Source organism: Bradyrhizobium murdochi (assembly GCF_000472965.1).
Taxonomy (GTDB): domain Bacteria; phylum Pseudomonadota; class Alphaproteobacteria; order Rhizobiales; family Xanthobacteraceae; genus Bradyrhizobium; species Bradyrhizobium murdochi.
This window is the reverse complement of sequence record NZ_AXAU01000004.1, coordinates 296004-318363: the sequence shown is the minus strand read 5'-3', so window position 1 is coordinate 318363 and position 22360 is coordinate 296004. Positions and strand designations below refer to the sequence as shown.

Sequence of the window (22360 nt, the reverse complement as noted above, 5' to 3'; positions counted from 1 at the left end):
ATGCAGGCCCCGTCCGCAAGCCGAGCGATGGCCTTCACGCCGATTTTCGCCAGCGATAATATTTCATGAAGCGGCCGGTCATCGGTTCGACCTCTTCCTTCTCGAACACAAAGCCCTCGCGCTCGTACCAGCGCCAGGCCTTTTCGTTCTCTCGCACGCAGCGCAGCCAGATTTCGTCCGGCAGATGTTTGCGCGTAAAGGCGAGTAGTTGGCGTCCGACGCTGTTGCCCTGATATTCCGGTGCGACGAACAACTGGTCGAGATAGCGATCTGAAAGATGCAACGCGAGCATCGCCGCCAATTTCCCGTTGTCGTCGGCGACGTAAAGGCTCCAGCCCTTCTCCACCTCCATCGGGACACGCGCGCGCAACTTTGCTAGCAGGGCATCGCTGGCATCCTCCAATCCGGTCGAGACCCAGCTCTCCATCCAGATGCGGGCGACCTCATCGTACTCGTCGGCGCGGGCGAGGCGGATGATCGGTTGTGACATGGTCGACGTCTCCCAAGATGCCCGGCTCGTCAGGCCCGCGCTTTCCGTGATGACGATCCCGTCTTGCGCTGTTCGCGCAATGCGTCGGCGGCGAGGCAGACCACTTCGGAGATTTGCTGGAGCTGTCCGGCGAGCGGGCTCGTCTTGCGCCAGACCATGCCGATGGTTCGCGACGGCTGCGGATTCCTGAAGCGGGCGACGGAGACCGGCGCCGAGCGGGTTTCCACCGCGACCGCCATTTCCGGAATCAGGGTGACGCCGATGCCGGCGCCGACCATTTGCACGAGTGTCGACAGCGAGCTCGCGTCCAGGACTTCCCGCGGCGGCGAGGACTGCATGTTACAGAACGACAGCGCCTGTTCGCGGAAGCAGTGGCCCTCCTCGAGCAGCAAGAGCCGCATTTCGCGCAACGTGTCGTGGCTCGGCACCGGCGTGCCCTCATCCTCGCCCGGCCGCACCAGCAGGAAATTCTCGGAAAAACACGCGACCTCGGTCAGCGAAGGCTCCGACACCGGCAGCGCAACGATCGCGGTATCGAGCCGGCCCTCGACAACTTCCTTGATCAGCTTCGGCGTTAGCGTCTCACGGACGTGAATGTCGAGCTCCGGATGCAGGCGCGCGAGATGCTCGATCACCTTCGGCAAAAGATAGGGCGCAATCGTCGGAATCATGCCGATGCGTAAGCGCCCTGCGAGCCGGTCACGCGAGGCACGGGCAAAATCTCCGAGTTCATCGACCGAGCGCAGGATGTCGCGGACACGCTGGACGATCTCTTCGCCGAATTTCGTCAGCGTCACCTGTCGCGCGCTTCGTTCCAGCAGCACGCCGCCCAGGACCTCTTCCATTTCCTTGATTTGCATCGACAGCGCCGGCTGCGAGATTGAACACTCGTCTGCGGCGCGTCCGAAATGGCCGTGACGCGCCAGCGCATCGAAGTAGCGGAGCTGTCGGAGCGTGATCTGTAGCATCAGAATATCTTATCGTATCGATCATTAAAATCAACTTCACCTGATGGAAGGCACTGCTTAGAGTGCTTCCAATCCGAACAGGAAGCGACCTCAGGAGACAATCATGGATGACAAGACCAAATGCCCGTTCTCGGGCGGCAATCGCGCGCGCACGAACCGCGACTGGTGGCCGGACGCGCTGGACGTGTCGGTTCTTCACCGCAATTCCACGCTCTCCGATCCGATGGGCGAGGCGTTCGACTACGCCAAGGAATTCAAGACGCTCGACCTCAATGCCGTGATCAAGGACCTGCACGCGTTGATGACGGACTCGCAGGAATGGTGGCCGGCCGACTTCGGTCACTATGGCGGCCTGATGATCCGCATGGCGTGGCACAGCGCGGGCACCTACCGCATCACGGATGGCCGCGGCGGCGCCGGCGCCGGTCAGCAGCGCTTCGCGCCGCTGAATAGCTGGCCTGACAACGCCAATCTCGACAAGGCGCGCCGGCTGTTGTGGCCGATCAAGCAGAAATACGGTCGGAAGATCTCATGGGCCGACCTGATGATTCTGGCCGGCAACGTCGCGCTGGAATCGATGGGCTTCAAGACGTTCGGCTTCGCCGGCGGCCGTCCCGATGTCTGGGAGCCCGAGGAGCTGTTCTGGGGGCCTGAGGGCACTTGGCTCGGCGACGAGCGCTATAGCGGCGAACGCCAGCTCGCCGAGCCGTTCGGCGCCGTGCAGATGGGCCTCATCTACGTCAACCCGGAAGGGCCGAACGGCAATCCGGACCCGATCGCGGCGGCCAAGGATATCCGCGAGACCTTCTTCCGTATGGCGATGAACGACGAGGAAACCGTCGCCCTGATTGCGGGCGGCCACTCGTTCGGCAAGACCCACGGCGCCGGCGACCCGTCACTGGTCGGCCCGGAGCCGGAAAGCGGTGCGCTCGAGGATCAGGGCCTCGGCTGGAAGAGCAAGCATGGCACGGGCGTCGGCCCCGACGCCATCACCGGCGGCCCTGAAGTCACGTGGACGCAAACGCCGACCAAGTGGAGCAATCTGTTCTTCAAGAACCTGTTCGAAAACGAATGGGAACTGACGCAGAGCCCGGCTGGCGCGAAGCAGTGGAAGGCAAAAGGGACGGAAGCCACGATCCCGGACGCCTACGACAAGTCGAAGAAGCATGTGCCGACCATGCTGACCACCGACCTGTCGTTGCGCCTCGACCCGGCCTACGAGAAGATCTCGCGGCGCTTCTACGAGCATCCGGACCAGTTCGCGGATGCGTTCGCGCGTGCCTGGTTCAAGCTCACGCACCGCGATATGGGCCCGATCGCGCGTTACCTCGGCCCGCTGGTGCCGAAGGAAACGCTGATCTGGCAGGACCCGATTCCGGCGGTCGATCATCCGCTGATCGGCGAGCAGGACATCGCCGCGCTGAAGGCGAAGATTCTCGCCTCCGGCCTGTCGGTGTCCCAGCTCGTCTCGACCGCATGGGCGTCGGCCTCGACGTTCCGCGGCTCCGACAAGCGCGGTGGCGCGAACGGCGCGCGGATTCGCCTCAGCCCGCAGAAGGACTGGGAGGTCAACCAGCCGGCCGAGCTCAAGACCGTGCTGCAGAAGTTAGAGGCGATCCAGAAGGAGTTCGGCAAGAAGGTTTCGCTTGCCGACCTGATCGTTCTCGGCGGCTGCGCGGCGGTCGAAAAAGCCGCCAAGGACGCCGGACTGGACGTCAAGGTGCCGTTCACGCCGGGTCGCATGGACGCGTCGCAGGAGCAGACCGACGTCGAATCCTTTGCCCCGCTCGAACCGCGTGCCGACGGCTTCCGCAACTTCGTCAGTGCCAAGAAGCACCAGTTCATGAAGCCTGAGGAAGCATTGGTGGACCGGGCGCAGTTGCTACGGCTGACGGGGCCCGAGATGACGGTTCTCGTCGGCGGCCTGCGTGTGCTCGGCGCCAATTTCGGCGGGTCGAAGCACGGCGTGTTCACCCAAAAGCCCGGCACGCTGACGAACGATTTCTTCGTCAATCTGCTCGACATGGGCACGCAATGGCAGCCCGCCGGCTCCGACGGCGTATACGAGAGCCGAGACCGCAAGACGAATGCCGTCAAGTGGACCGGCACCCGCGTCGACCTGATCTTCGGTTCGCACTCACAGCTCCGCGCCTTCGCGGAAGTCTATGCGTGCACGGACTCGAAGGAGAAGTTTGCCAAGGATTTCGTGGCGGCGTGGATCAAGGTGATGAATCTCGATCGATTCGACATCGCCTGATCCTGACAAGAGAGCTATCCGGAAAACAAAAAAGGGCGGCCGAGAGGCCGCCCTTTTCACATGAGATTTCACTGGGATTTCACTTGGGATGCGCTCAAACGCCGAGTGTACCGGCCTTCGCCGCGGCATAACGCTCCGCGATCTTGGCCCAGTTCACCGTATTCCACCACGCTTTCAGATAATCCGCGCGGCGGTTCTGGTAGTTCAGGTAATAAGCGTGCTCCCAGACGTCGTTGCCCATCAGGGCGCGCTTGCCGTCCATCATCGGATTGTCCTGGTTCGGACGGGTTTCGATCGCAAGCTTGCCGTCCTTGCCCACCGTCACGAACACCCAGCCCGAGCCGAACTGGCGCCCGCCGGCAGCATTAAAATCGTTCTGGAATTTTTCCATGCCGCCGAGATCGCGATCGATCGCCGCCAGCACCTCGCCCTCCGGCTTGCCGCCGTTCGGGCCCATGATTTCCCAGAACATGGTGTGGTTGGCGTGGCCACCGAGATTGTTGCGCACGGTGAACTTGATGCTGTCGTCGAGCGCATTCAGGTTGCCGAGCACGTCTTCGATCTTCGCCGTCCCCAATTGCGGATTGGTCTTGGCGACGTTGTTGATGTTGGCGACATAGGCTGCATGGTGCTTGCCATGGTGGATTTCCATCGTCTTGGCGTCGATGTGGGGCTCGAACGCATTGGTCGGATAGGTCAGCGGCGGCAGCGTGAACGGCCCGGTTGGGGCGGCGGCCGGGGCGGGAGCGGCGGCCTGCGCGAAGACCAGACGTGGGGCTGCAGCCACGGCCGCGATACCGGTTGCAGCAAACATCAAATGGCGTCGGGACATGGATGACATCGAATTCTCCTTACCTGTAGGTGAGCCTGGTGAATATGTTGGACGTAACGCCGCAGGCCGCTGCGCGCGGCAAGTTACGGGAGAGGGGCGCGATCGGGTTTCGTTTTCTTTCCTCATAACCCTGCGACGGAATCGCACAGGTGCCGCGCGGTCCTGGCAGTGTAACTCAGGCCGCCAACAAAAAAGGGCGACCGTTCGGCCGCCCTTTTGTTCACATTTTAGCGATGCCTTACTCGCCGGCCGCTTCACGCGGCGCCTGGCCTTCCGCCTTCTGTTTGGCCTCGAGGTCCTCGCCGGTGACCTGATCGACCACCTTCATCGACAGCCGGGTCTTGCCGCGGTCGTCGAAGCCGAGCAGCTTGACCTTGACCTTGTCGCCTTCCTTGACGACGTCGGAGGTCTTCTGGACGCGGTTGGCGGCGAGCTGACTGATGTGGACCAGGCCGTCCTTGGCGCCGAAGAAGTTCACGAAGGCGCCGAACTCCATCACCTTGACCACGGTGCCCTCATAGATCTGGCCGATCTCCGGATCGGAGGCGATCGACTTGATCCACTTGATCGCGGCCTTCATCGCCTCGCCGTCGTTGGAGGCGACCTTGACGGTGCCGTCGTCCTCGATGTTGACCTTGGCGCCGGTCTTTTCGACGATCTCGCGGATCACCTTGCCGCCGGTGCCGATCACTTCACGGATCTTGTCGGTCGCGATCTTGAAGGTCTCGATGCGCGGCGCGTATTCGCCGAGCTCGGCGCGGGCGTTGGTGAGCGCCTTGGCCATTTCGCCGAGGATGTGGACGCGCCCTTCCTTGGCCTGACCGAGCGCGACCTTCATGATCTCCTCGGTGATGCCCTCGATCTTGATGTCCATCTGCAGCGAGGTTATGCCCTGGTCGGTGCCGGCGACCTTGAAGTCCATGTCGCCGAGATGATCCTCGTCGCCGAGAATGTCGGACAGGACCGCAAAGCGGGAGCCTTCCAGGATCAGGCCCATCGCGATGCCCGCGGTCGGCCGTTTCAAGGGAACGCCCGCATCCATCAGCGCCAGCGAGGCGCCGCACACCGAGGCCATCGACGACGAGCCGTTGGATTCGGTGATCTCGGAGACCACGCGCACCGTGTAAGGGAATTCGTGGTGCGGCGGCAGCACCGGATGGATCGCGCGCCAGGCGAGCTTGCCGTGGCCGATCTCGCGGCGCTTGGTGCCGCCGAGGCGTCCGGTTTCACCGACCGAGAAGGGCGGGAAATTGTAGTGCAGCAGGAACGTCTCTTTATACGTTCCCGACAGCGCGTCGATGTACTGCTCGTCCTCGCCGGTGCCGAGCGTGGTCACGACCATCGCCTGGGTCTCGCCGCGGGTGAACAGCGCCGAGCCATGGGCGCGCGGCAGGACGCCGACTTCGGCGATGATGTTGCGCACGGTCTTGCTATCGCGGCCGTCGATGCGCTTGCCGGTATCGAGGATGTTCCAGCGAACGATCTTGGCTTCGAGCTCCTTGAACACGCCGGCGATGCGCAGCTTGTCGTATTTCGGCTCTTGGCCCTCCGGGAAATAGTGCGCGATCACCTTTTCCTTGGCCTTGCCGACCGCCGCATAGCGCTCCTGCTTGATCGGAATCGCGTAAGCCGAGCGCAGGTCCTGCTCGACCAGGCCGAGCATTTCCTTCTCGATCTCGCTGTTGTCGATGGTGGTGACTTCGCGCGGATCCTTGGCGGCCTTCTCGGCCAGCTCGATGATCGCCTTGATCACCGGCTGGAAGTGGCGATGGCCGAACATGACCGCGCCGAGCATGATCTCTTCCGAGAGCTCCTTGGCTTCGGATTCGACCATCAGCACCGCGTCCGACGTGCCGGCGACGACGAGGTCGAGCTGCGTGTCGGTCATTTCATCGAGCGTCGGGTTGAGGATGTATTCGTCGTTGCTGAAGGCAACGCGCGCGGCGCCGATCGGTCCCTTGAACGGAGCGCCTGACAACGTCAGCGCGGCCGAGGCGGCGACCATCGACAGCACATCCGGATCGTTCTCCATGTCATGCGAGAGCACGGTGACGATGACCTGGGTCTCGTTGCGCCAGCCGTCGGCGAATAGCGGACGGATCGGGCGGTCGATCAGGCGGGAGACCAGCGTCTCCTTTTCGGTCGGACGCCCCTCGCGCTTGAAGTAGCCGCCGGGAATGCGGCCTGCGGCGTAGGTCTTTTCCTGGTAGTCCACGGTCAGCGGCAGGAAGTCGACACCTTCGCGCGGCGCTTTGGCGGCAACGACGGTGGCAAGCACCACGGTCTCGCCATAGGTCGCCATCACGGCGCCGTCGGCCTGACGGGCGATTTTGCCGGTTTCCAGCTTGAGGGGACGTCCACCCCAGTCGATCTCGACGGAATGCGTATTAAACATAGTGGTCTTCTTTCATGGGTTCACGAGAGAGCGGAGCCCAAAAACACAAAGACCATGCGCAAGATTGCGGGACGCTGATCGCAACATGAGATCAGCATCCGGCGATCCTGCCATGGTCTTTATCTTTCGGATGGCGTCCATCCTCCCGGCAGTCATGGGCACCTTGCCCTGTCCAGCGGCCGGATTGCTGCTGGACGTTTGTCGAGCACGATCCTTGTCGGATGATGCTCCTTGCGCATGATCGCCTCCAAAAACTGGAGTCCGCTTCTTCGGAAAATCATGCGAAAGCGCGCGCAAACTGCGCGCGCGTACACTCAAATCAACGGCGAATGTTATGCTTTTCGAGCAACGCCTTGTAACGCGCCTCGTCCTTCTTCTTGATGTAGTCGAGAAGCGAGCGGCGCGTCGACACGAGCTTCAGGAGGCCGCGGCGTGAATGATTGTCCTTCACGTGGGTCTTGAAGTGGCCCGTGAGATTGTTGATGCGTTCCGACAGGATCGCAACCTGGACCTCGGGCGAGCCGGTGTCGCCGGCTTTGGTGGCATTCGTCTTGATGACTTCCGCTTTACGTTCGGCGGTAATCGACATCGTCAAACTCTCTCATTGCTGCGACCGGGACTGGCAGTCAGCCCGGTCAGGTTGAACACGCGCTTGGGGATGAGTTCGCCATTGCCAATCTCGGCAAGCGCCAAAAGGCGGCCTGCCACCGTGACATAGACTGTGCCGCTACTATTGGGCGCATCCCGTCCGCGCAACAAAACGGCCTGGCCCCTGTGGAGCCTTGCCGCATCAGCCCGTGTGACGGCCAGTGCCGGGATGTCGTCCAGCGCGGTCTCAACGGGCAAAAGCGCGTCGGCGAGGCTTCCCTCGCCAGACGCGGCTCTATTGCACAAAGCCTCCAACTCTTCCAGCGGAATCATGTCCGTTTCGCGGAACGGGCCAACCACCGTCCGCCGCAACGCGCAGATATGGCCGAAACAGCCCAGAATCCGGCCGATATCGCGGGCCAGTGCCCGGACATAGGTGCCCTTGCCACACTCCGCCTCGAACACGGATTGACCGTTATCTCCATGTTCTACAAGGGTTAATTCGTGAATCTCGACCGGCCGGGGCTTCAATTCGAAGGTTTCGCCATCCCGCGCCAGGTCATAGGCGCGCTCGCCCTGGACCTTGATCGCCGAATATTGCGGCGGGATCTGCTCGATCAGCCCGGTGAACTGGGGCAGCAGGGCCCGGATCGCGTCCGCTGACGGGCGGAGTTCGCTGCTCTGGGTCACCCGCCCCTCGGTATCGTCGGTGTCGCGCTCCTCGCCCCAGGCGACCGTGAAGCGGTAGCGCTTGCGGCCGTCCATCACGAACGGAACCGTCTTGGTGGCCTCGCCGAGCGCGATCGGCAGGCCGCCGGACGCCAGCGGATCGAGCGTGCCGGCATGGCCGGCCCGCTTGGCCTGGAACAGGCGCTTGAGAAGGGCAACCGCGTGCGTCGAGGTCATGCCGATCGGCTTGTCGAGAATCACCCAGCCATGAACGTCGCGCTTGTCGCGTCGCGGCTGGTTGTTCTGGCGCGGCTGTTTGGTATGGCGCGGATCGTTGTTGTCGCGGCGATTACTATCGTCCGCGCGGCGTTCGCCGTTGTCGACGCGGCGTTCACCATCGTTGCGTGAATCGGAAAAATTATTTTTTTCAGCGTCGTGCGACTCGGCAGTTTGCTGCTCGATCGCGCGGTTGGCAGTGGTCGTAACCATCACTTGTCGTCCGAATCGGGTGCGAGGTCCCTTTGCACCGCAGGTGTTCGCAGTAATTTCTCGATCCGTTCCGCTTCGTCGAATCGTTCGTCGACGCGAAAGCGAAGGTCGGGAGCAAATTTTAAGTTAACGCGATGCGCGATCTCGCCGCGCAGGAATTTCTTGTTGCGTTCGAGCGCCGCAATCACGACGTCGGTGTCGCGTCCACCGAGCGGCATCACGTAAATCGTCGCGAGTTTAAGGTCCGGCGACATTCGCACCTCGGGAACGGTGATGATGTGGCCTTCGAGGTCGGGATCGTGCACGTTACCGTGCGACAGAATATCGGCGACCGCATGGCGCACCGTTTCGCCGACGCGCAACTGTCGTTGCGAGCCGCCGGGAGCGGAACCCTTGCTGTGGTGGCGGGGCATTGTCGAAATCCCAATTGCCGTCATCACCCGCGAAAGCGGGTGATGACGTATTCCGTGCTCAACGTTAGTTGCGGTGACTACTGGATGCCCCGCCCTCGGGCGCAATTGCGCACAAGGCGGGGCATGACGGTTTTAGTTCAAAATTCCAAGCTCTTCGTAAGACTTGGACTTACAGAGAGCGCTGGATCGTCTCCACGCGATAACATTCGATGACGTCGCCGACACGCATGTCGCCGTAATTCTCGAACGCCATGCCGCATTCCTGGCCGGACTGCACTTCCTTCACTTCGTCCTTGAAGCGTTTCAGCGTCGAAAGCTTGCCTTCGTGCACGACGACGTTGTCGCGGATCAGGCGAACATTGGCGCCGCGCTCCACGGTGCCGTCGGTGACGCGGCAGCCGGCGACCTTGCCGACCTTGGAAATGTTGAACACTTCCAGGATCTGCGCATTGCCCAGCATGGTTTCGCGCAGCGTCGGCGCGAGCAGGCCGGACATCGCCTTTTTGATGTCGTCGACGAGATCGTAGATGATGTTGTAGTAGCGGATCTCGATGCCGTTGCGCTTGGCGGCCGCGGCAGCTTCCTTGTTGGCGCGCACCGAAAAGCCGATGATCGCGGCATTAAAGCCTTCGGCCAGCGTGACGTCGGATTCGGAGATGCCGCCGACACCCGCGTGCAGGATGCGCGCGGCGACTTCGTCGGTGCCGAGTTTTTCCAGCGAACCCAAAATGGCTTCGAGCGAACCCTGCACGTCGGCTTTGACGATCAGCGGGAATTCCTTGCGGCCCGCGGTCTTGAGCTGCGACATCATCTGCTCGAGCGAGCCGCGCATGCCGGAAATCGAGGCGGCGGCGTTCTCGCGCTTCTGGTGGGCGCGATAGCTCGTCACCTGGCGGGCGCGGGCTTCGTTCTCGACCACCGCAAGGCGGTCGCCGGCTTCCGGCGGGCCGTTGAAGCCGAGCACTTCGACCGGCACCGAAGGTCCGGCCTCGTCAATGTTCTCGCCTTGGTCCGAAATCAGCGCGCGGACGCGGCCCATTTCGGCGCCGGCCACGATGATGTCGCCGACCCTGAGCGTGCCGCGCTGCACCAGCACGGTCGCAACCGGGCCGCGGCCGCGATCGAGCTTGGCTTCGATCACGGTGCCTTCGGCAGGCCGTTCCGAATTGGTTTTGAGGTCGAGCAGCTCGGCCTGCAGCGCGATCATTTCGAGCAGCTTGTCGAGATTGGTCTTGTTCTTGGCGGAAACCTCGACGTCGACGACTTCACCGCCGAACGATTCTACCTGAACCTCGTGCTGCAATAGCTCGGTGCGCACGCGTTCCGGCTTGGCGTCGGGCTTGTCGATCTTGTTGATCGCCACGATCATCGGCACCTTCGCCGCCTTGGCGTGGTTGATCGCCTCCACCGTCTGCGGCATGACGCCGTCATCGGCCGCCACCACCAGGATCACGATATCGGTGACCTTGGCGCCGCGTGCACGCATCGCGGTGAACGCGGCGTGGCCGGGCGTATCGATGAAGGTGATCTTCTTGCCGCTTTCCGGCGAGCTCACCTGATAGGCGCCGATATGCTGGGTGATGCCGCCGGCTTCGCCCGACACCACGTTGGCATGGCGCAGCGCGTCGAGCAGCGAGGTCTTGCCGTGATCGACATGGCCCATCACGGTGACGACCGGCGAGCGCGGCTCGGTATCGGTGGAATCGTCGACGACGTCGAACAGGCCTTCTTCAACGTCGGACGCCGCGACGCGCTTGACGGTGTGGCCCAGTTCCTCGGCGATTAGCTGCGCGGTATCGGCATCGATCACGTCGGTGATCTTGTGCATTGCGCCCTGCTTCATCAGCAGGCGGATGACATCGACCGCGCGCTCCGACATGCGGTTGGCGAGTTCCTGGATCGTGATCGCTTCCGGGATCGTGACCTCGCGGACCAGCTTTTCCTTCGGCTCGTTGGCGGCATGGCCTTTCAGGCGCTGGGTGCGGCGGCGGAACGAGGCGATCGAACGCTCGCGCACGTCATCATTGAGCGCGGTGACCACGGTCAGGCGGCCGCGCTCCTTTTGCGGGCCCGGCTTATGGGTGGTCTTGGGAGCGGCTACGGGGCGCATGGCGCCGCCGGGGCCGCGCCGAACCTGACGCGGACCTTCGTCTTCATCGGAACCGTCGGCGGCAACGCCCGGGGCACGCGCGGGCGGCACTGCCGCCGGCCGGGCGCCGGCTGGGCGGGCTGCGGCGGGTCGCGCTGCGGCGGGTGCCGGCGTCGCCGCGGGCTTGGCCTCGGTCTCGCCAAATCGCTTCTTGGCCTCGACTTCGGCCTTGCGCTTGGCTTCCTCTTCCAGGCGGTGCCGTTCTTCCTCGGCCTTGCGGCGGGCTTCGGCGGCCTCACGTTCGGCCTGTTCGATGCCTTCACGGCTGGCGCGGCGCTTGGCCTCTTCCTCGGCCAGACGGCGCTCCTCGATTTCGCGCATCTTGGCGTCGGCCAGCGCGCTGGCGCGGGCGGAACGCTCGTCTTCCGTCAATGTTCGCAGCACCACGCCCGAACCGCCGCGCGGCGCGGCACCCGGCGTTGCCGCAGGGCGGGAGAGGGGGGCCTTTGCGGCGGGCGCCGCCTTGGCGGCGGCCGGCTCGGGCGCATGCGTCTCAGTGGTGGGCGCGTCGCCGCCGACGCGGCGCTTGCCACGCTTTTCGACCACGACCTGCTTGGTCCGGCCATGGCTGAAGCTCTGGCGCACAGTGCCCGTCTCGACCCGCGGCTTCAGCGTCAAGGTCTTGGTCGGAACACTCAAAGTCTTGTCGCCAGGCGTTTTGGTATCAACCATTCAGCAGTCCTAATCTCGTTAGCGTTGTGCGTTTTCCGCACCGTCATTGAAGCAGGTCTTCGGAACCAATCTTCGTCAGTCAGAATTTCTGGCCGCCATCCCGGTCTTGTCGTCATCGTCCGTCCGGTATCGAACCAGGATCTGGCAGCGCGACAGGAACGTCTTGCTCGCCGGGCCCGCGAGCAGGGCAGCATGTATCACATTTGACCGGCCCAGTGCCAAATCCAATTGTGCCGAGGTTAAAGCACTAACAATCGGCAAACCCCTCGAATCGCCGATATTTCGGCCCCTTTGCCCGGCGATCGCGTCCAATTTGCGGATTCCGTCGGCCGCGCCGTCGGAAGCGTGGACCAGGACTTCGGCCCGGCCCTGTTCGAGCAGGCCCTCGACCTTGGCAAAGCCGGAAATCACCTGACCGGCCTTGGCCGCCATGGCCAGTGCCTCGGTGCAGCTCCGTTCCAGCAGAGCCTCGGTATCGGCGGGAAGGGTCGCCGCGACCCGGACGTCGCGCTTGAACCCTCTGCTAAATTGGTGACGCCGCACCGCTTCCGCAACCGTCCGGCGCGAGGCCGATACCCAGAGGCCGCGGCCGGGCAGCTTGCGTTTCAAATCGGGGATCACCTCGCCCGAGGGGGCGACAACGAACCGGATCAGCTCGTCGATCGGACGCACCTCGCGACTGACCGCGCACATCCGCATGGTCGCGGACTTGTCGGTCCGCGGCCCATGGTCGAGATCGGGGTCAGCCAAAGCAAGCATGCCGGTTTGATAGCTCCAGTCATCTGCGCACGGTCTGCGCGCAGAAAAGAGTTTCGGTTTTGCGGAACACCCGCATTACACCGTCTGGTCTTCGCTGGCTTCAGCCGCTTCGGATTGCTTGGCGAGTTCGGCCTCGGTGATCCAGCCGGCAATGACGCGCGCCTGCATGATCATGGCTTCCGCATCTTCGCGCGAGATCTCGTTGGCGTCGAGAATGCCGGGATGCTTGGTCGGCTCGCCGCCTTCCTTGCGCTCGGTCCAGCCGACCAGATCGTCGGTGGCGCAGCCCGCCAGATCCTCGACCGTCTTGATGTCGTTTTCGCCGAACTTCACCAGCATCTTCGAGGTCACGCCGGGGACCTTCTTCATTGCATCTTCCACGCCGAGTTCCTTGCGCTTGTTTTCCAGCTCGGTTTCGAGCTGCTCCAGATATTCTCTCGCCCGGCTCTGCAGCTCGTTGGCGGTTTCCTCGTCGAAACCTTCGATGCCGGCCAATTCCTTGGCATCGACCAGCGCCAGTTCCTCGACCGACGTGAAGCCCTCGGATGCCAGCAACTGACCCACCACTTCGTCGACGTTCAGCGCTTCCATGAAAACGCGGGTCGAGTTCTCGAAATCGGCCTGGCGGCGCTCGGATTCTTCCTGCTCGGTGAGGATGTCGATATCCCAGCCGGTGAGCTGCGAAGCGAGGCGCACGTTCTGGCCGCGCCGGCCGATCGCCAGCGAGAGCTGATTGTTGGTGTCGGGAACCACGACCTCGATCCGCTCGCGGTCCTCGTCGATCACGACCTTGGCGACTTCGGCGGGCGCCAGCGCGTTGACGACGAAGGTCGCGATGTCGGGCGACCACGGAATGATGTCGATCTTTTCGCCCTGCAGTTCGTTCACCACCGCCTGCACGCGCGAGCCGCGCATGCCGACGCAGGCGCCGACCGGATCCACCGAGGAATCCCTGGAAATCACGCCGATTTTCGCGCGCGAGCCGGGATCGCGGGCCACCGCTTTGATCTCGACGATGCCGTCATAGATTTCCGGCACTTCCTGCGCGAACAGCTTGGCCATGAACTGCGGATGGGTGCGGGAGAGGAAGATCTGCGGTCCGCGGGTTTCGCGGCGGACATCGAAGATATAGGCGCGGACGCGGTCGCCGTTGCGGAACACCTCGCGCGGCAGCATTTCGTCGCGGCGGATAATCGCTTCACCGCGGCCGAGATCGACGATCACGCTGCCATATTCGACGCGCTTGACGACGCCGTTGACGATGTCGCCGATGCGGTCCTTGAATTCCTGGTATTGCCGGTCGCGTTCGGCTTCGCGCACCTTCTGCACGATCACCTGCTTGGCGGATTGCGCGGCGATGCGGCCATATTCCAGCGGCGGCAGGGTGTCGGCGATGGTGTCGCCGACCTGGGCGCCCGGATTGGCGCGCTGCGCGTCCGCCAGCGAAATCTGGTTCGCCGAGTTTTCGACGTGATCGACCACCAGCATGTGGCGGGATAGCCGCAGTTCGCCCTTCTTGGCGTCGATCTCGGCGTGAACGTCGGTCTCGCTGCCGTAACGGGCGCGGGCCGCCTTGGCGATGGCGTCTTCCATCGCGGCGATCACGATGCCGCGGTCGATCGACTTTTCGCGGGCGACCGCGTCTGCGATCTGCAGCAGCTCGAGTTTGTTGGCACTGACTGCCATGGTCTAGTCTCCTTCGGTAGGATCGATCTCGCCCCTGCGGAGTCTTTCTGCAGCGAGGCGGTGTTTCTTTGTATTCGTCGGCTCCGGCTTCTTGCCGGTCTTCGGTTTCTTGCCCTTCGCCGGATCGCTCTTTTTTGCGTGCGGCGGAGGCGGCGGCACCAGCCCGAGATTTTGCTTCAACTCGCGCTCGGCTTGCTTGCCGCGCCGCATCGATTCAGCGATCAACTCGTCGGTCAGAACCAGCCGGGCGTCGGAGATGTCTTCCATCACCAGGAGCACGTCGGCATCTTCGTCCGCGCGTGTGTCATCCCGATGTAGCCGCAAGGCATTGCCTTCGACACCTGCCAGCGTACCACGGAAGCGCTTGCGGCCCTGATGGGCGACCGCCATTTCGATCTTCACAAGATGACCGGCGTAGCGCTCGAAATCGGAACGGCGCACCAGCGGGCGGTCGATGCCGGGCGATGAAATCTCCAGACGATAGGCGCGGTCGATCGGATCGGCGACGTCGAGCACCGGCGACAGCGCCCGCGAGATCGCCTCGCAATCCTCGATCTGCATCGAGCCGTCGGGCCGCTCGGCCATGATCTGGACAGTGCATCCGGCCTCGCCTGAAATCTTGATCCGAACCAGCCGGTAGCCCATTCCCTGCAAAACCGGGCCGGCCACGGCCGACACCCGCGCCGCCACGCCCGGCTCGACGACGAGACGGGGCTCGGCCAAGAGGTCGGCATCCTCGGGAACAGCAGTTGGATCGGTCATGTCCAGGGTCAAAAGCGTCTTACTTGCATGGGTTTAGGCCGGGCCCAACCGGAGCTCCGGCCGGTTCCCCGAACCGCCCTTGAGGCCCGTTCTCGGCAGGGCGCGTTCAGGTAATAAAAAAGAGCGGGTCCCGGGGGGCCCACTCTCAATACGCGATCGTATGAGAACCATAAGTTGCCGCGGATATAGCGGTTTTTCCGCAATCCGACAAGGCCCACAATCCCGTTAAGGCCGATTTTGCCAAGCTTTGAGAGCGGGGTAAAGCCTAACCCTTCATTCATGAACGCTGCCTAGATTTCCCGAAAAACCAGCCAATTTTGGCCGGTTTAGGTGGGTTTATGATTGTTTCACCATCGCTGATCCCCGAACTCGACGACATTGTCAGTCGTGGCGACCCCAAGCGCCGCGCCGATGCCGCGCGTCGTATCAGCGAGCTTTTCCTGCAGGGTGCAGCAAGCTTCCGCCCCGATCACGTCGATTTTTTTGACGGCGTCCTGACCAGCCTCGTTCCGCATGCCGAGATCGAGGCGCGCGCCGAACTGGCCGAGCGCCTGTCGACGCTGGCGAATGCGCCGCGTGGCCTGGTCGGCCAACTCGCCCATGAAGATGAAATCGCCATTGCAGGCCCGTTGCTGCGCCACTCGCCGGTCATCGACGAGAAGATGCTGCTCGAAATTGCATCCATGAAGGGCCAGGGTCATCTGCTGGCGATGGCGGAGCGGCCGACGCTTTCGGCCGATCTCACCGACGTCATGATCGCCCGCGGCGACCGCGCCGTGGTCAGGCGCGCCGCCGGCAATGCGGGCGCGGCCTTTTCATCGGAGGGCTATTCGACGCTGATCAAGCGCGCCGGCCAGGACGGCGTGCTGACGATCAGGCTCGGCCAGCGCGACGACCTGTCGCCTGCGCAATTGAAGGAGTTGCTCTCCGGCTCCATCGACGTCATCCGTCGCCGCCTGTTCCAGGTCGTCAAGCCCGAGCGGCAGGCCGATATCAAGCAGGCGATGAGCGCTATCACCGGCCCGTCCGAACGCGAGGAGCGACGCGACTTCGTGCCGGCGCAGCGCACGGTGCTGAAGCTCCACCGCGAGGGCGCGCTCGGCGAAGGCGCATTGCTCAACTTTGCCAGGGTCTTCAAATACGAGGAATCGATCGCCGCGCTGTCGGCGATGACCGGCGTCAAGATCGAAACCCTCGACCGCCTGATCAGCGGCGATCGCTACGATCCGATCCTGATCGCCGGCAAAGCCATCGATCTCGAATGGGCGACGGTTCGCGCGCTGATCATCCTTCGGCTCGGTCCGAACCGGACGGCATCACCTGCCGACATCGAAAGCGCGCGTGTGAACTACGTGCGCCTGATGCCCATGACCGCCCAGCGCGTCGTCGAGTTCTGGAAGACGCGGTAACGGTTTCGCCGGCCGCCGGCGTCATTGCGCGTAGCGGCGGACTTCGTTCTAGCGGGGCTGAGCGTAGGGTGTAGCATTCATCAGCAGCACGCCAAACAGAAGAACCAGATAGAGTATGGAAAACGCAAACAGGCGACGAGCAGGCCGCCGTTGCTTATCGTCGCTCCGATGCACTTGCCATGAAAGAAAAACCATGACCGCCCCAAGGATCGCCGCAGCCGCGCCATAGATCGCTCCGGCGAACCCCAGCGCCCAGGGCAGCAGTGAGATCAGAACGAGAAAAACGCTGTAGAGAAGAATCTGGCGTTTTGTTTCGGCCTCGCCGGCTACGACCGGCAGCATCGGCACCCCGGCCCTTGTATATTCTCCGGCAAGATTGAGCGACAGTGCCCAGAAGTGGGGTGGTGTCCAAAGGAAAATGATCAGGAACAGGATCAGCGGCTCGATACCGGCACTTCCTGCGGCAGCAACCCAGCCGATCACCGGAGGAAGTGCGCCAGCAGCACCGCCAATGACGATGTTCTGCGGTGTTCGGCGCTTGAGCCACATCGTGTAGACGACGACATAAAAGAAAATTGTGAAAGCAAGCAGCGCAGCCGCGGCCAAGTTCAGCAAAGTGCCGAGAGCCAGAACGGCGCACACGCCGAGCATCAGTCCAAAAACCAATGCTTCCGAGCGAGATACGCGGCCGCTGGGAATGGGACGCATGGCGGTGCGCGCCATCACCGCATCGATGTCGGCGTCGTACCACATATTGAGAGCACCTGCAGCGCCGGCTCCGGCAGCTATGCAAAGTAGGGCAGCCATACCGGCGAATGGATCGATGTCGCCTGGCGCAACCATGAGACCGACGAGTGCCGTAAAGACGACCAGCGACATGACGCGCGGCTTTGTCAGCGCGATATAATCCCCGACGTTGGCATACCTCCCGCGAAGGAGAATTGAACGATTGATTTGCATGAGACTGATGCCCCCTGTTGCAAGCGAACTGGTGACGGCTTGAAGCACCTTCGCGCGAAGCAAAGATAACTACGTCGGTGACGCGAAGAACAGGACCCGTATGAGGTGCGTGTACTCGGACTCGAATACCATGATGGCCACGAACACCAGCACCAGCACCGGCGGCAGCAGAATAGCATAGGCCAGGGCCAGCCGCTCCCAGGCCATGTGCATGAACACGGCGACGATCAAGCCGGCCTTCAACATCATGAACAGCAGGATCAGCGACCATCTGAGATAGCCCTGAAGGCCAAAGTAGTCGACGAGATAGGAGCAGGCGCTGAGGACAAACAACCATCCCCAGACCACGAGATAGAGCTTGATCGGGTGCTGCTGGCCCTCTGCGTGCGCGGCTCCAGCAGCGACTGCGACTGCCTCATGCATGTGAGTGTGCAGCGAAGGTTGTTGGGTCCCCAAATCTACCGCCACGTTTGTCATGCGTTGACCTCACCAAAGATAGAAAAACGCAAAGATGAAAACCCACACAAGATCGACGAAGTGCCAGTACAGGCCCATTATTTCGACGATCTCGTAGTTTCCCCTCCGGCTCGTGAAGAATCCGCGTCGTCCGTGATCAAAATCTCCGCGCCAGACCTTTCGCGCGATAGCGATCAGGAAAATCACGCCGAAGGTCACGTGCGTTCCGTGGAAGCCTGTGATCATGAAAAAGCTGGAGCCGAACTGCGCCGCACCCCAGGGGTTCTCCCAAGGCCGCACTCCCTCCATGATCAGTTTGGTCCACTCGAAGGCCTGCATCCCGACGAACGTTGCGCCAAGTGCTGCCGTAACGAGCATCAGGACTGCAGTTTTGACGCGATCGCGGCGGTAGCCGAAATTAACGGCCATCGCCATCGTCCCGCTGCTGCTGATCAGGATGAAGGTCATGATGGCGATCAGGATCAGCGGGATGTGATGCCCCGCAATCTCGAGAGCGAACACCTCACTCGGATTGGGCCACGGCACGGTCGTGGACATTCGCGCCGTCATGTACGAGAGCAGGAAGCAACTGAAGATGAAGGTGTCGCTCAGGAGGAAGATCCACATCATGGCCTTCCCCCAGGACACGTTCTTGAACGCGCGCTGATCCGAGGACCAGTCGGCGGCGACACCCTTCAAGCCGGCAGCCCGCGCAGGCGACTGTCCAGGGGTTGTCAGCGCAGTCTCTGCCATCTGGATCCTCCCTAGCTGAGCAACCGGCGACAGATGTTGACGAAATCGTCCGTCCAGCCCGTCAGCAGGCCGAGCACGACGAGCCAGACCAACAGCAGGAAATGCCAGTAGATGACACAGAGCTCCACGCTCAGGCGCAGCTGGGGCATCTCAGCGCCACGCCACACCTTGGCGGTCGTTCTCCCCAGGGCCGCCAGACCGCCCATCAGATGCAGCCCGTGCACCGCGGTGATCATGTAGAAGAAAGAATTGGCAGGATTGGACGCCACGAAATACCCCGCGGCGCTTAGCTGTCGCCACGCCAGCAACTGCCCGATCAGGAATATGATGGCGGATGCTCCTCCCGCGCATATGCCGACGATTACACCGTCCATGTTGTTCCGTTGCACGGATACGTATGCCCATTGCATCGCGACGCTGCTCAAAACCAGGACGCCAGTGTTGAACCAGAGCAGTGCCGGGACAGGCAGTGCCCGCCAGTCCACCATGTCCATGCGCATGGAGTAGGCGCTGATGAAGAGCGCGAACAACGAGGTGGCGACAGCGAGAAACACTCCCAATCCGAGCTTCGCTGCCGGCACGGTCATCGCTCCCGTGCCCGGGAAGTCATCGATTGAACCTTCTTCCAGCCAGGGCTTGGCTGTCAGCCGTTGCTGCGACAGCCACCATCCCACGATGACCGCAATCACCGCCATGAACAGGACGATGGCGCTCACGGCGTGGCTCCCTGGAGGGCCCGTCTCGCCGGCGGCTGGTTCTGCGGAATGAAATCTTCCTTGGCGCCTGGCACGCTGTAGTCATACGCCCAGCGATAGACCACCGGGAGCTCCTTGCCCCAGTTGCCATGTCCGGGCGGCGTCTCCGGCGTCTGCCATTCCAGTGTTGTTGCCCGCCACGGATTGCCGCCGGAAGGCCTGCCCTTGAAATAGCTCCAGACCAGGTTGAACAGGAACACGATCTGGGCGAGGCCCACGATCAGCGCCACCACGCTCATGAAGGCATTCAGCGTATGCACGGATGGCGTGATGAACGCCGCTTCGCCGATCTCGTGATACCGGCGCGGCACCCCGAGCAGTCCAAGATAGTGCATGGGAAAGAAGATCAGGTAGGCGCCGAGGAACGTGACCCAGAAATGGAACTTGCCCATCCAGTCATCCAGCATCCGGCCCGTTACCTTGGGGTACCAATGATAGATCGCGCCCAGCACGACCATGATGGGCGCCACGCCCATTACCATGTGGAAATGCGCGACAACGAACATGGTATCCGAAAGCGGGACATCCACGACGACGTTGCCGAGGAAGAGGCCGGTCAGCCCGCCGTTCACGAATGTTATGATAAAGCCGAGCGCGAACAGCATCGGCACCGTGAGATGAATGTCGCCGCGCCACAGGGTTAGCACCCAGTTGTAAACTTTGATGGCGGTGGGGATCGCGATGATGAGCGTCGTCGTGGCGAAGAAGAACCCGAACGTCGGGTGCATGCCGCTCACATACATGTGGTGCGCCCACACGATAAAGCTGAGTGCGCCGATCGCCACAATGGCCCAAACCATCATGCGATAGCCGAAGATGTTCTTTCGCGCATGCGTGCTGATCAGATCGGAAACGATGCCGAAGGCCGGCAGGGCGACGATATAGACTTCGGGATGACCGAAGAACCAGAACAGGTGCTGGAACAGGATCGGGCTGCCGCCGCCATACTTCATCTGCTGCCCCATCTCGACGAGTGCGGGCATGAAGAAGCTGGTTCCGAGGAGGCGGTCGAACAGCATCATGACGGAGGCGACGAACAGCGCCGGGAAGGCCAATAGCGCCATGATGGTGGCTGTGAAGATGCCCCATACTGTCAAGGGCAGCCGCATCAGCGTCATGCCGCGGGTGCGCGCCTGCAGCACCGTCACCACGTAATTCAATCCACCCATGGTGAAGCCGATGATGAACAGGATCAGCGAGGACAGCATGAGAATGATGCCCCAATCCTGCCCGGGAGTGCCGGACAGGATCGCCTGCGGTGGGTATAGCGTCCAGCCGGCGCCGGTGGGCCCGCCGGGTACGAAGAAGGTCGAAGCCAACACGATGACGGCGAGCAGGTAGACCCAGTAGCTCAGCATGTTCACATAGGGGAAAACCATGTCCCGCGCGCCGACCATCAACGGGATCAGGTAGTTGCCGAAGCCTCCCAGGAACAAGGCTGTAAGCAGGTAGATCACCATGATCATGCCGTGCATGGTGATGAACTGGAGATACTGGCTTGCATCGATGAAGGAGAATGTGCCCGGAAATCCCAGTTGCAGGCGCATCATCCACGACAGCACCAGCGCCACTAGACCGATCGCAGTCGCCGTCAGCGAGTATTGGATCGCGATGACTTTGGCGTCCTGCGAAAAGACGTACTGTGTCCACCAGCTTTTGGGGTGATAGAGTTCGACCTCCGGCACTTCGGCAGGCGGAACGTCGACGGTTGCTTCATATGGAACATCGACCATAGAAATACCTCCTCGGTCGTTTCCGTCGGGCATGGAGACCCGGTCTCACGCGCCCAATCTATCTTCGCAGCGGCACCTACTTGCCGCCTGATCTGTATGTCGCCCTTGTAACGGCGCTTCGGCCTGACAATTCCGCAAACGTCTTCTGTTGCTCTAGCCAGGCTTGATATTCGGCTTCTTCCTCGACGATGACTTTCGCCCGCATCTGCGCGTGCGCTGCGCCGCACAACTCGGCGCACAGTACATCAAACGTTCCGGTTCGGATCGGAGTCATCCAGAAATAGGTGACCATGCCGGGCACCATATCCATCTTGGCCCGGAATTCGGGCACATAGAAATCGTGCAGGACGTCGACTGAGCGGAGCAAAACCTTGACCGGCTTTCCAACCGGGAGGTGCATCTCGCCACTTTCGATCACGACGTCGTCCTGCCCGTGCGGGTCGTCGCGATTCAAGCCCATAGGATTCTCGGCACTGACGTGGCGGACATCGGTCGTGCCCATCCGGCCATCCTTCCCCGGCAGGCGGAAGCTCCATTGCCACTGCTGGCCCATGACCTCGATCTCGGCAGCGTTCGCCGGAACCGTGACGAACTGGTGCCAGACAAATAGCCCAGGCGCCAGCATGGCTCCGACGCCGACGGCTGTACCGATGCTGAGCCACCACTCGAGCTTCTTGTTCTCGGGATTGTAGTGCGCCTGTCTTCCTTCCTTGTGATGGAAGCGGAAGACGCAATAGGCCATGAAAGCGATCACCGCGAAGAAAACCGCCCCGGTGATCCAGAAGGTTATGTTGATGGTGTCGTCAATGTAGCGCCAGTTAGTGGCGATCGGCGTCCACCACCACGGGCTGTAGATGTGAAACAGCACCGAGCCGACTGCGACCAAAAGCAGTATGATAGCGACAATCATCCCTCACTCCTCCTTGCCACCTAAGGCAACGGAGACAAATCGGAGGGCGGAGCTCACACCGTCTGGATGGCTGACGTCACGTGCGCCATCGCAGTGTGTCTTGCCTCGCCCACTTTGACCGGTCGCGACATCCAAAACGTGGCGCCGGGCACACGTTACGACCGATTACCATCAAGTCTGGGGCGTCAAGAGTGAGGATGGTACGCGTCGGGGCTGGCGTCAATAGATCACTTCAGCGTCCGCGCGGATGCCAGC

Annotated in this window: 19 protein-coding genes; 2 read left to right on the top strand and 17 right to left on the bottom strand. The window is 62.3% G+C overall.

What is annotated here, in order from left to right; all coding sequences use genetic code 11:
• Positions 1-34: 34 nt before the first annotated feature.
• Complete coding sequence (locus YUO_RS0114175) at positions 35-490, bottom strand: GNAT family N-acetyltransferase (RefSeq protein ID WP_028347864.1); 456 nt, start codon at positions 488-490, stop codon at positions 35-37.
• Between the two features lie 29 nt (positions 491-519).
• On the bottom strand, positions 520-1458 hold the full coding sequence (locus YUO_RS0114170) for a LysR substrate-binding domain-containing protein (protein ID WP_028347863.1): 939 nt from the start codon (positions 1456-1458) through the stop codon (positions 520-522).
• Between the two features lie 103 nt (positions 1459-1561).
• On the opposite strand from YUO_RS0114170, the gene katG reads away from it, so the two are divergent.
• On the top strand, positions 1562-3715 hold the full coding sequence (katG, locus tag YUO_RS0114165; protein ID WP_028347862.1) for a catalase/peroxidase HPI: 2154 nt from the start codon (positions 1562-1564) through the stop codon (positions 3713-3715).
• 94 nt (positions 3716-3809) lie between these two features.
• Here katG and YUO_RS0114160 read toward each other — a convergent pair whose 3' ends face one another.
• The 9 genes from YUO_RS0114160 to rimP form a co-directional block, all read right to left on the bottom strand.
• The gene (locus tag YUO_RS0114160; protein WP_028347861.1) at positions 3810-4556 is read right to left on the bottom strand and encodes a superoxide dismutase; all 747 of its coding nucleotides are present in this window, start codon (positions 4554-4556) and stop codon (positions 3810-3812) included.
• 229 nt (positions 4557-4785) lie between these two features.
• The gene (pnp, locus tag YUO_RS0114155; protein ID WP_028347860.1) at positions 4786-6942 is read right to left on the bottom strand and encodes a polyribonucleotide nucleotidyltransferase; all 2157 of its coding nucleotides are present in this window, start codon (positions 6940-6942) and stop codon (positions 4786-4788) included.
• Positions 6943-7261: 319 nt separating this feature from the next.
• Positions 7262-7531 carry a 30S ribosomal protein S15 gene (rpsO, locus tag YUO_RS0114150; RefSeq protein ID WP_028347859.1) on the bottom strand — a complete coding sequence of 90 codons (270 nt, stop codon included), beginning with the start codon at positions 7529-7531 and terminating at the stop codon, positions 7262-7264.
• A gap of 2 nt (positions 7532-7533) precedes the next feature.
• Positions 7534-8688 carry a tRNA pseudouridine(55) synthase TruB gene (gene truB / locus YUO_RS0114145; protein ID WP_028347858.1) on the bottom strand — a complete coding sequence of 385 codons (1155 nt, stop codon included), beginning with the start codon at positions 8686-8688 and terminating at the stop codon, positions 7534-7536.
• Positions 8688-9101 carry a 30S ribosome-binding factor RbfA gene (rbfA, locus tag YUO_RS0114140; protein WP_028347857.1) on the bottom strand — a complete coding sequence of 138 codons (414 nt, stop codon included), beginning with the start codon at positions 9099-9101 and terminating at the stop codon, positions 8688-8690. Before rbfA ends, truB begins: the two co-directional genes overlap by 1 nt.
• Before the next feature lie 169 nt (positions 9102-9270).
• Entirely contained in the window at positions 9271-11922 is a 2652-nt protein-coding gene (gene infB / locus YUO_RS0114135; protein WP_028347856.1) for a translation initiation factor IF-2, read from the bottom strand.
• 75 nt (positions 11923-11997) lie between these two features.
• Complete coding sequence (locus YUO_RS0114130) at positions 11998-12681, bottom strand: RNA-binding protein (protein WP_028347855.1); 684 nt, start codon at positions 12679-12681, stop codon at positions 11998-12000.
• 75 nt (positions 12682-12756) lie between these two features.
• On the bottom strand, positions 12757-14367 hold the full coding sequence (gene nusA, locus YUO_RS0114125; RefSeq protein ID WP_028347854.1) for a transcription termination factor NusA: 1611 nt from the start codon (positions 14365-14367) through the stop codon (positions 12757-12759).
• A gap of 3 nt (positions 14368-14370) precedes the next feature.
• Positions 14371-15129: a ribosome maturation factor RimP gene (gene rimP / locus YUO_RS0114120; protein WP_028347853.1), complete on the bottom strand. Its 759-nt coding sequence runs from the start codon at positions 15127-15129 to the stop codon at positions 14371-14373.
• A 338-nt stretch (positions 15130-15467) separates the two neighbouring features.
• On the opposite strand from rimP, the gene YUO_RS0114115 reads away from it, so the two are divergent.
• A complete protein-coding gene (locus tag YUO_RS0114115; RefSeq protein ID WP_028347852.1) occupies positions 15468-16538 on the top strand; it encodes a DUF2336 domain-containing protein in 1071 nt (356 codons plus the stop codon).
• Between the two features lie 48 nt (positions 16539-16586).
• On the opposite strand, the gene YUO_RS0114110 is transcribed toward YUO_RS0114115, so the two are convergent.
• The 6 genes from YUO_RS0114110 to YUO_RS0114085 form a co-directional block, all read right to left on the bottom strand.
• Positions 16587-17498 carry a heme o synthase gene (locus YUO_RS0114110; RefSeq protein ID WP_035726728.1) on the bottom strand — a complete coding sequence of 304 codons (912 nt, stop codon included), beginning with the start codon at positions 17496-17498 and terminating at the stop codon, positions 16587-16589.
• A gap of 69 nt (positions 17499-17567) precedes the next feature.
• Positions 17568-17975 carry a cytochrome C oxidase subunit IV family protein gene (locus YUO_RS0114105; protein WP_028347850.1) on the bottom strand — a complete coding sequence of 136 codons (408 nt, stop codon included), beginning with the start codon at positions 17973-17975 and terminating at the stop codon, positions 17568-17570.
• Positions 17976-17984: 9 nt separating this feature from the next.
• Positions 17985-18707, bottom strand: a complete 723-nt coding sequence (locus YUO_RS0114100; protein WP_028347849.1) for a heme-copper oxidase subunit III family protein — start codon at positions 18705-18707, stop codon at positions 17985-17987.
• 11 nt (positions 18708-18718) lie between these two features.
• Positions 18719-19423 (bottom strand): cytochrome c oxidase subunit 3, encoded by a 705-nt coding sequence (locus YUO_RS0114095; RefSeq protein WP_028347848.1) that lies wholly within the window; start codon positions 19421-19423, stop codon positions 18719-18721.
• A complete protein-coding gene (locus tag YUO_RS0114090) occupies positions 19420-21195 on the bottom strand; it encodes a cbb3-type cytochrome c oxidase subunit I (protein ID WP_028347847.1) in 1776 nt (591 codons plus the stop codon). The genes YUO_RS0114095 and YUO_RS0114090 overlap by 4 nt, the downstream gene beginning before the upstream one ends.
• A gap of 76 nt (positions 21196-21271) precedes the next feature.
• The gene (locus tag YUO_RS0114085; protein WP_028347846.1) at positions 21272-22105 is read right to left on the bottom strand and encodes a cytochrome c oxidase subunit II; all 834 of its coding nucleotides are present in this window, start codon (positions 22103-22105) and stop codon (positions 21272-21274) included.
• Between the last annotated feature and the right edge of the window lie 255 nt (positions 22106-22360).

What these genes read in the sequence shown, in the direction of transcription:
- YUO_RS0114100 (WP_028347849.1), bottom strand. Translation starts at nt 18,707, where the DNA reads ATGGCAGAGACTGCGCTGACAACCCCTGGACAGTCGCCTGCGCGGGCT.
- YUO_RS0114090 (WP_028347847.1), bottom strand. Translation starts at nt 21,195, where the DNA reads ATGGTCGATGTTCCATATGAAGCAACCGTCGACGTTCCGCCTGCCGAA.
- rbfA (WP_028347857.1), bottom strand. Translation starts at nt 9,101, where the DNA reads ATGCCCCGCCACCACAGCAAGGGTTCCGCTCCCGGCGGCTCGCAACGA.
- YUO_RS0114130 (WP_028347855.1), bottom strand. Translation starts at nt 12,681, where the DNA reads ATGCTTGCTTTGGCTGACCCCGATCTCGACCATGGGCCGCGGACCGAC.
- truB (WP_028347858.1), bottom strand. Translation starts at nt 8,688, where the DNA reads ATGGTTACGACCACTGCCAACCGCGCGATCGAGCAGCAAACTGCCGAG.
- YUO_RS0114105 (WP_028347850.1), bottom strand. Translation starts at nt 17,975, where the DNA reads ATGACAAACGTGGCGGTAGATTTGGGGACCCAACAACCTTCGCTGCAC.
- katG (WP_028347862.1), top strand. Translation starts at nt 1,562, where the DNA reads ATGGATGACAAGACCAAATGCCCGTTCTCGGGCGGCAATCGCGCGCGC.
- rimP (WP_028347853.1), bottom strand. Translation starts at nt 15,129, where the DNA reads ATGACCGATCCAACTGCTGTTCCCGAGGATGCCGACCTCTTGGCCGAG.
- infB (WP_028347856.1), bottom strand. Translation starts at nt 11,922, where the DNA reads ATGGTTGATACCAAAACGCCTGGCGACAAGACTTTGAGTGTTCCGACC.
- YUO_RS0114085 (WP_028347846.1), bottom strand. Translation starts at nt 22,105, where the DNA reads ATGATTGTCGCTATCATACTGCTTTTGGTCGCAGTCGGCTCGGTGCTG.
- YUO_RS0114115 (WP_028347852.1), top strand. Translation starts at nt 15,468, where the DNA reads ATGATTGTTTCACCATCGCTGATCCCCGAACTCGACGACATTGTCAGT.
- YUO_RS0114175 (WP_028347864.1), bottom strand. Translation starts at nt 490, where the DNA reads ATGTCACAACCGATCATCCGCCTCGCCCGCGCCGACGAGTACGATGAG.
- YUO_RS0114170 (WP_028347863.1), bottom strand. Translation starts at nt 1,458, where the DNA reads ATGCTACAGATCACGCTCCGACAGCTCCGCTACTTCGATGCGCTGGCG.
- nusA (WP_028347854.1), bottom strand. Translation starts at nt 14,367, where the DNA reads ATGGCAGTCAGTGCCAACAAACTCGAGCTGCTGCAGATCGCAGACGCG.
- pnp (WP_028347860.1), bottom strand. Translation starts at nt 6,942, where the DNA reads ATGTTTAATACGCATTCCGTCGAGATCGACTGGGGTGGACGTCCCCTC.
- YUO_RS0114110 (WP_035726728.1), bottom strand. Translation starts at nt 17,498, where the DNA reads ATGCAAATCAATCGTTCAATTCTCCTTCGCGGGAGGTATGCCAACGTC.
- rpsO (WP_028347859.1), bottom strand. Translation starts at nt 7,531, where the DNA reads ATGTCGATTACCGCCGAACGTAAAGCGGAAGTCATCAAGACGAATGCC.
- YUO_RS0114160 (WP_028347861.1), bottom strand. Translation starts at nt 4,556, where the DNA reads ATGTCATCCATGTCCCGACGCCATTTGATGTTTGCTGCAACCGGTATC.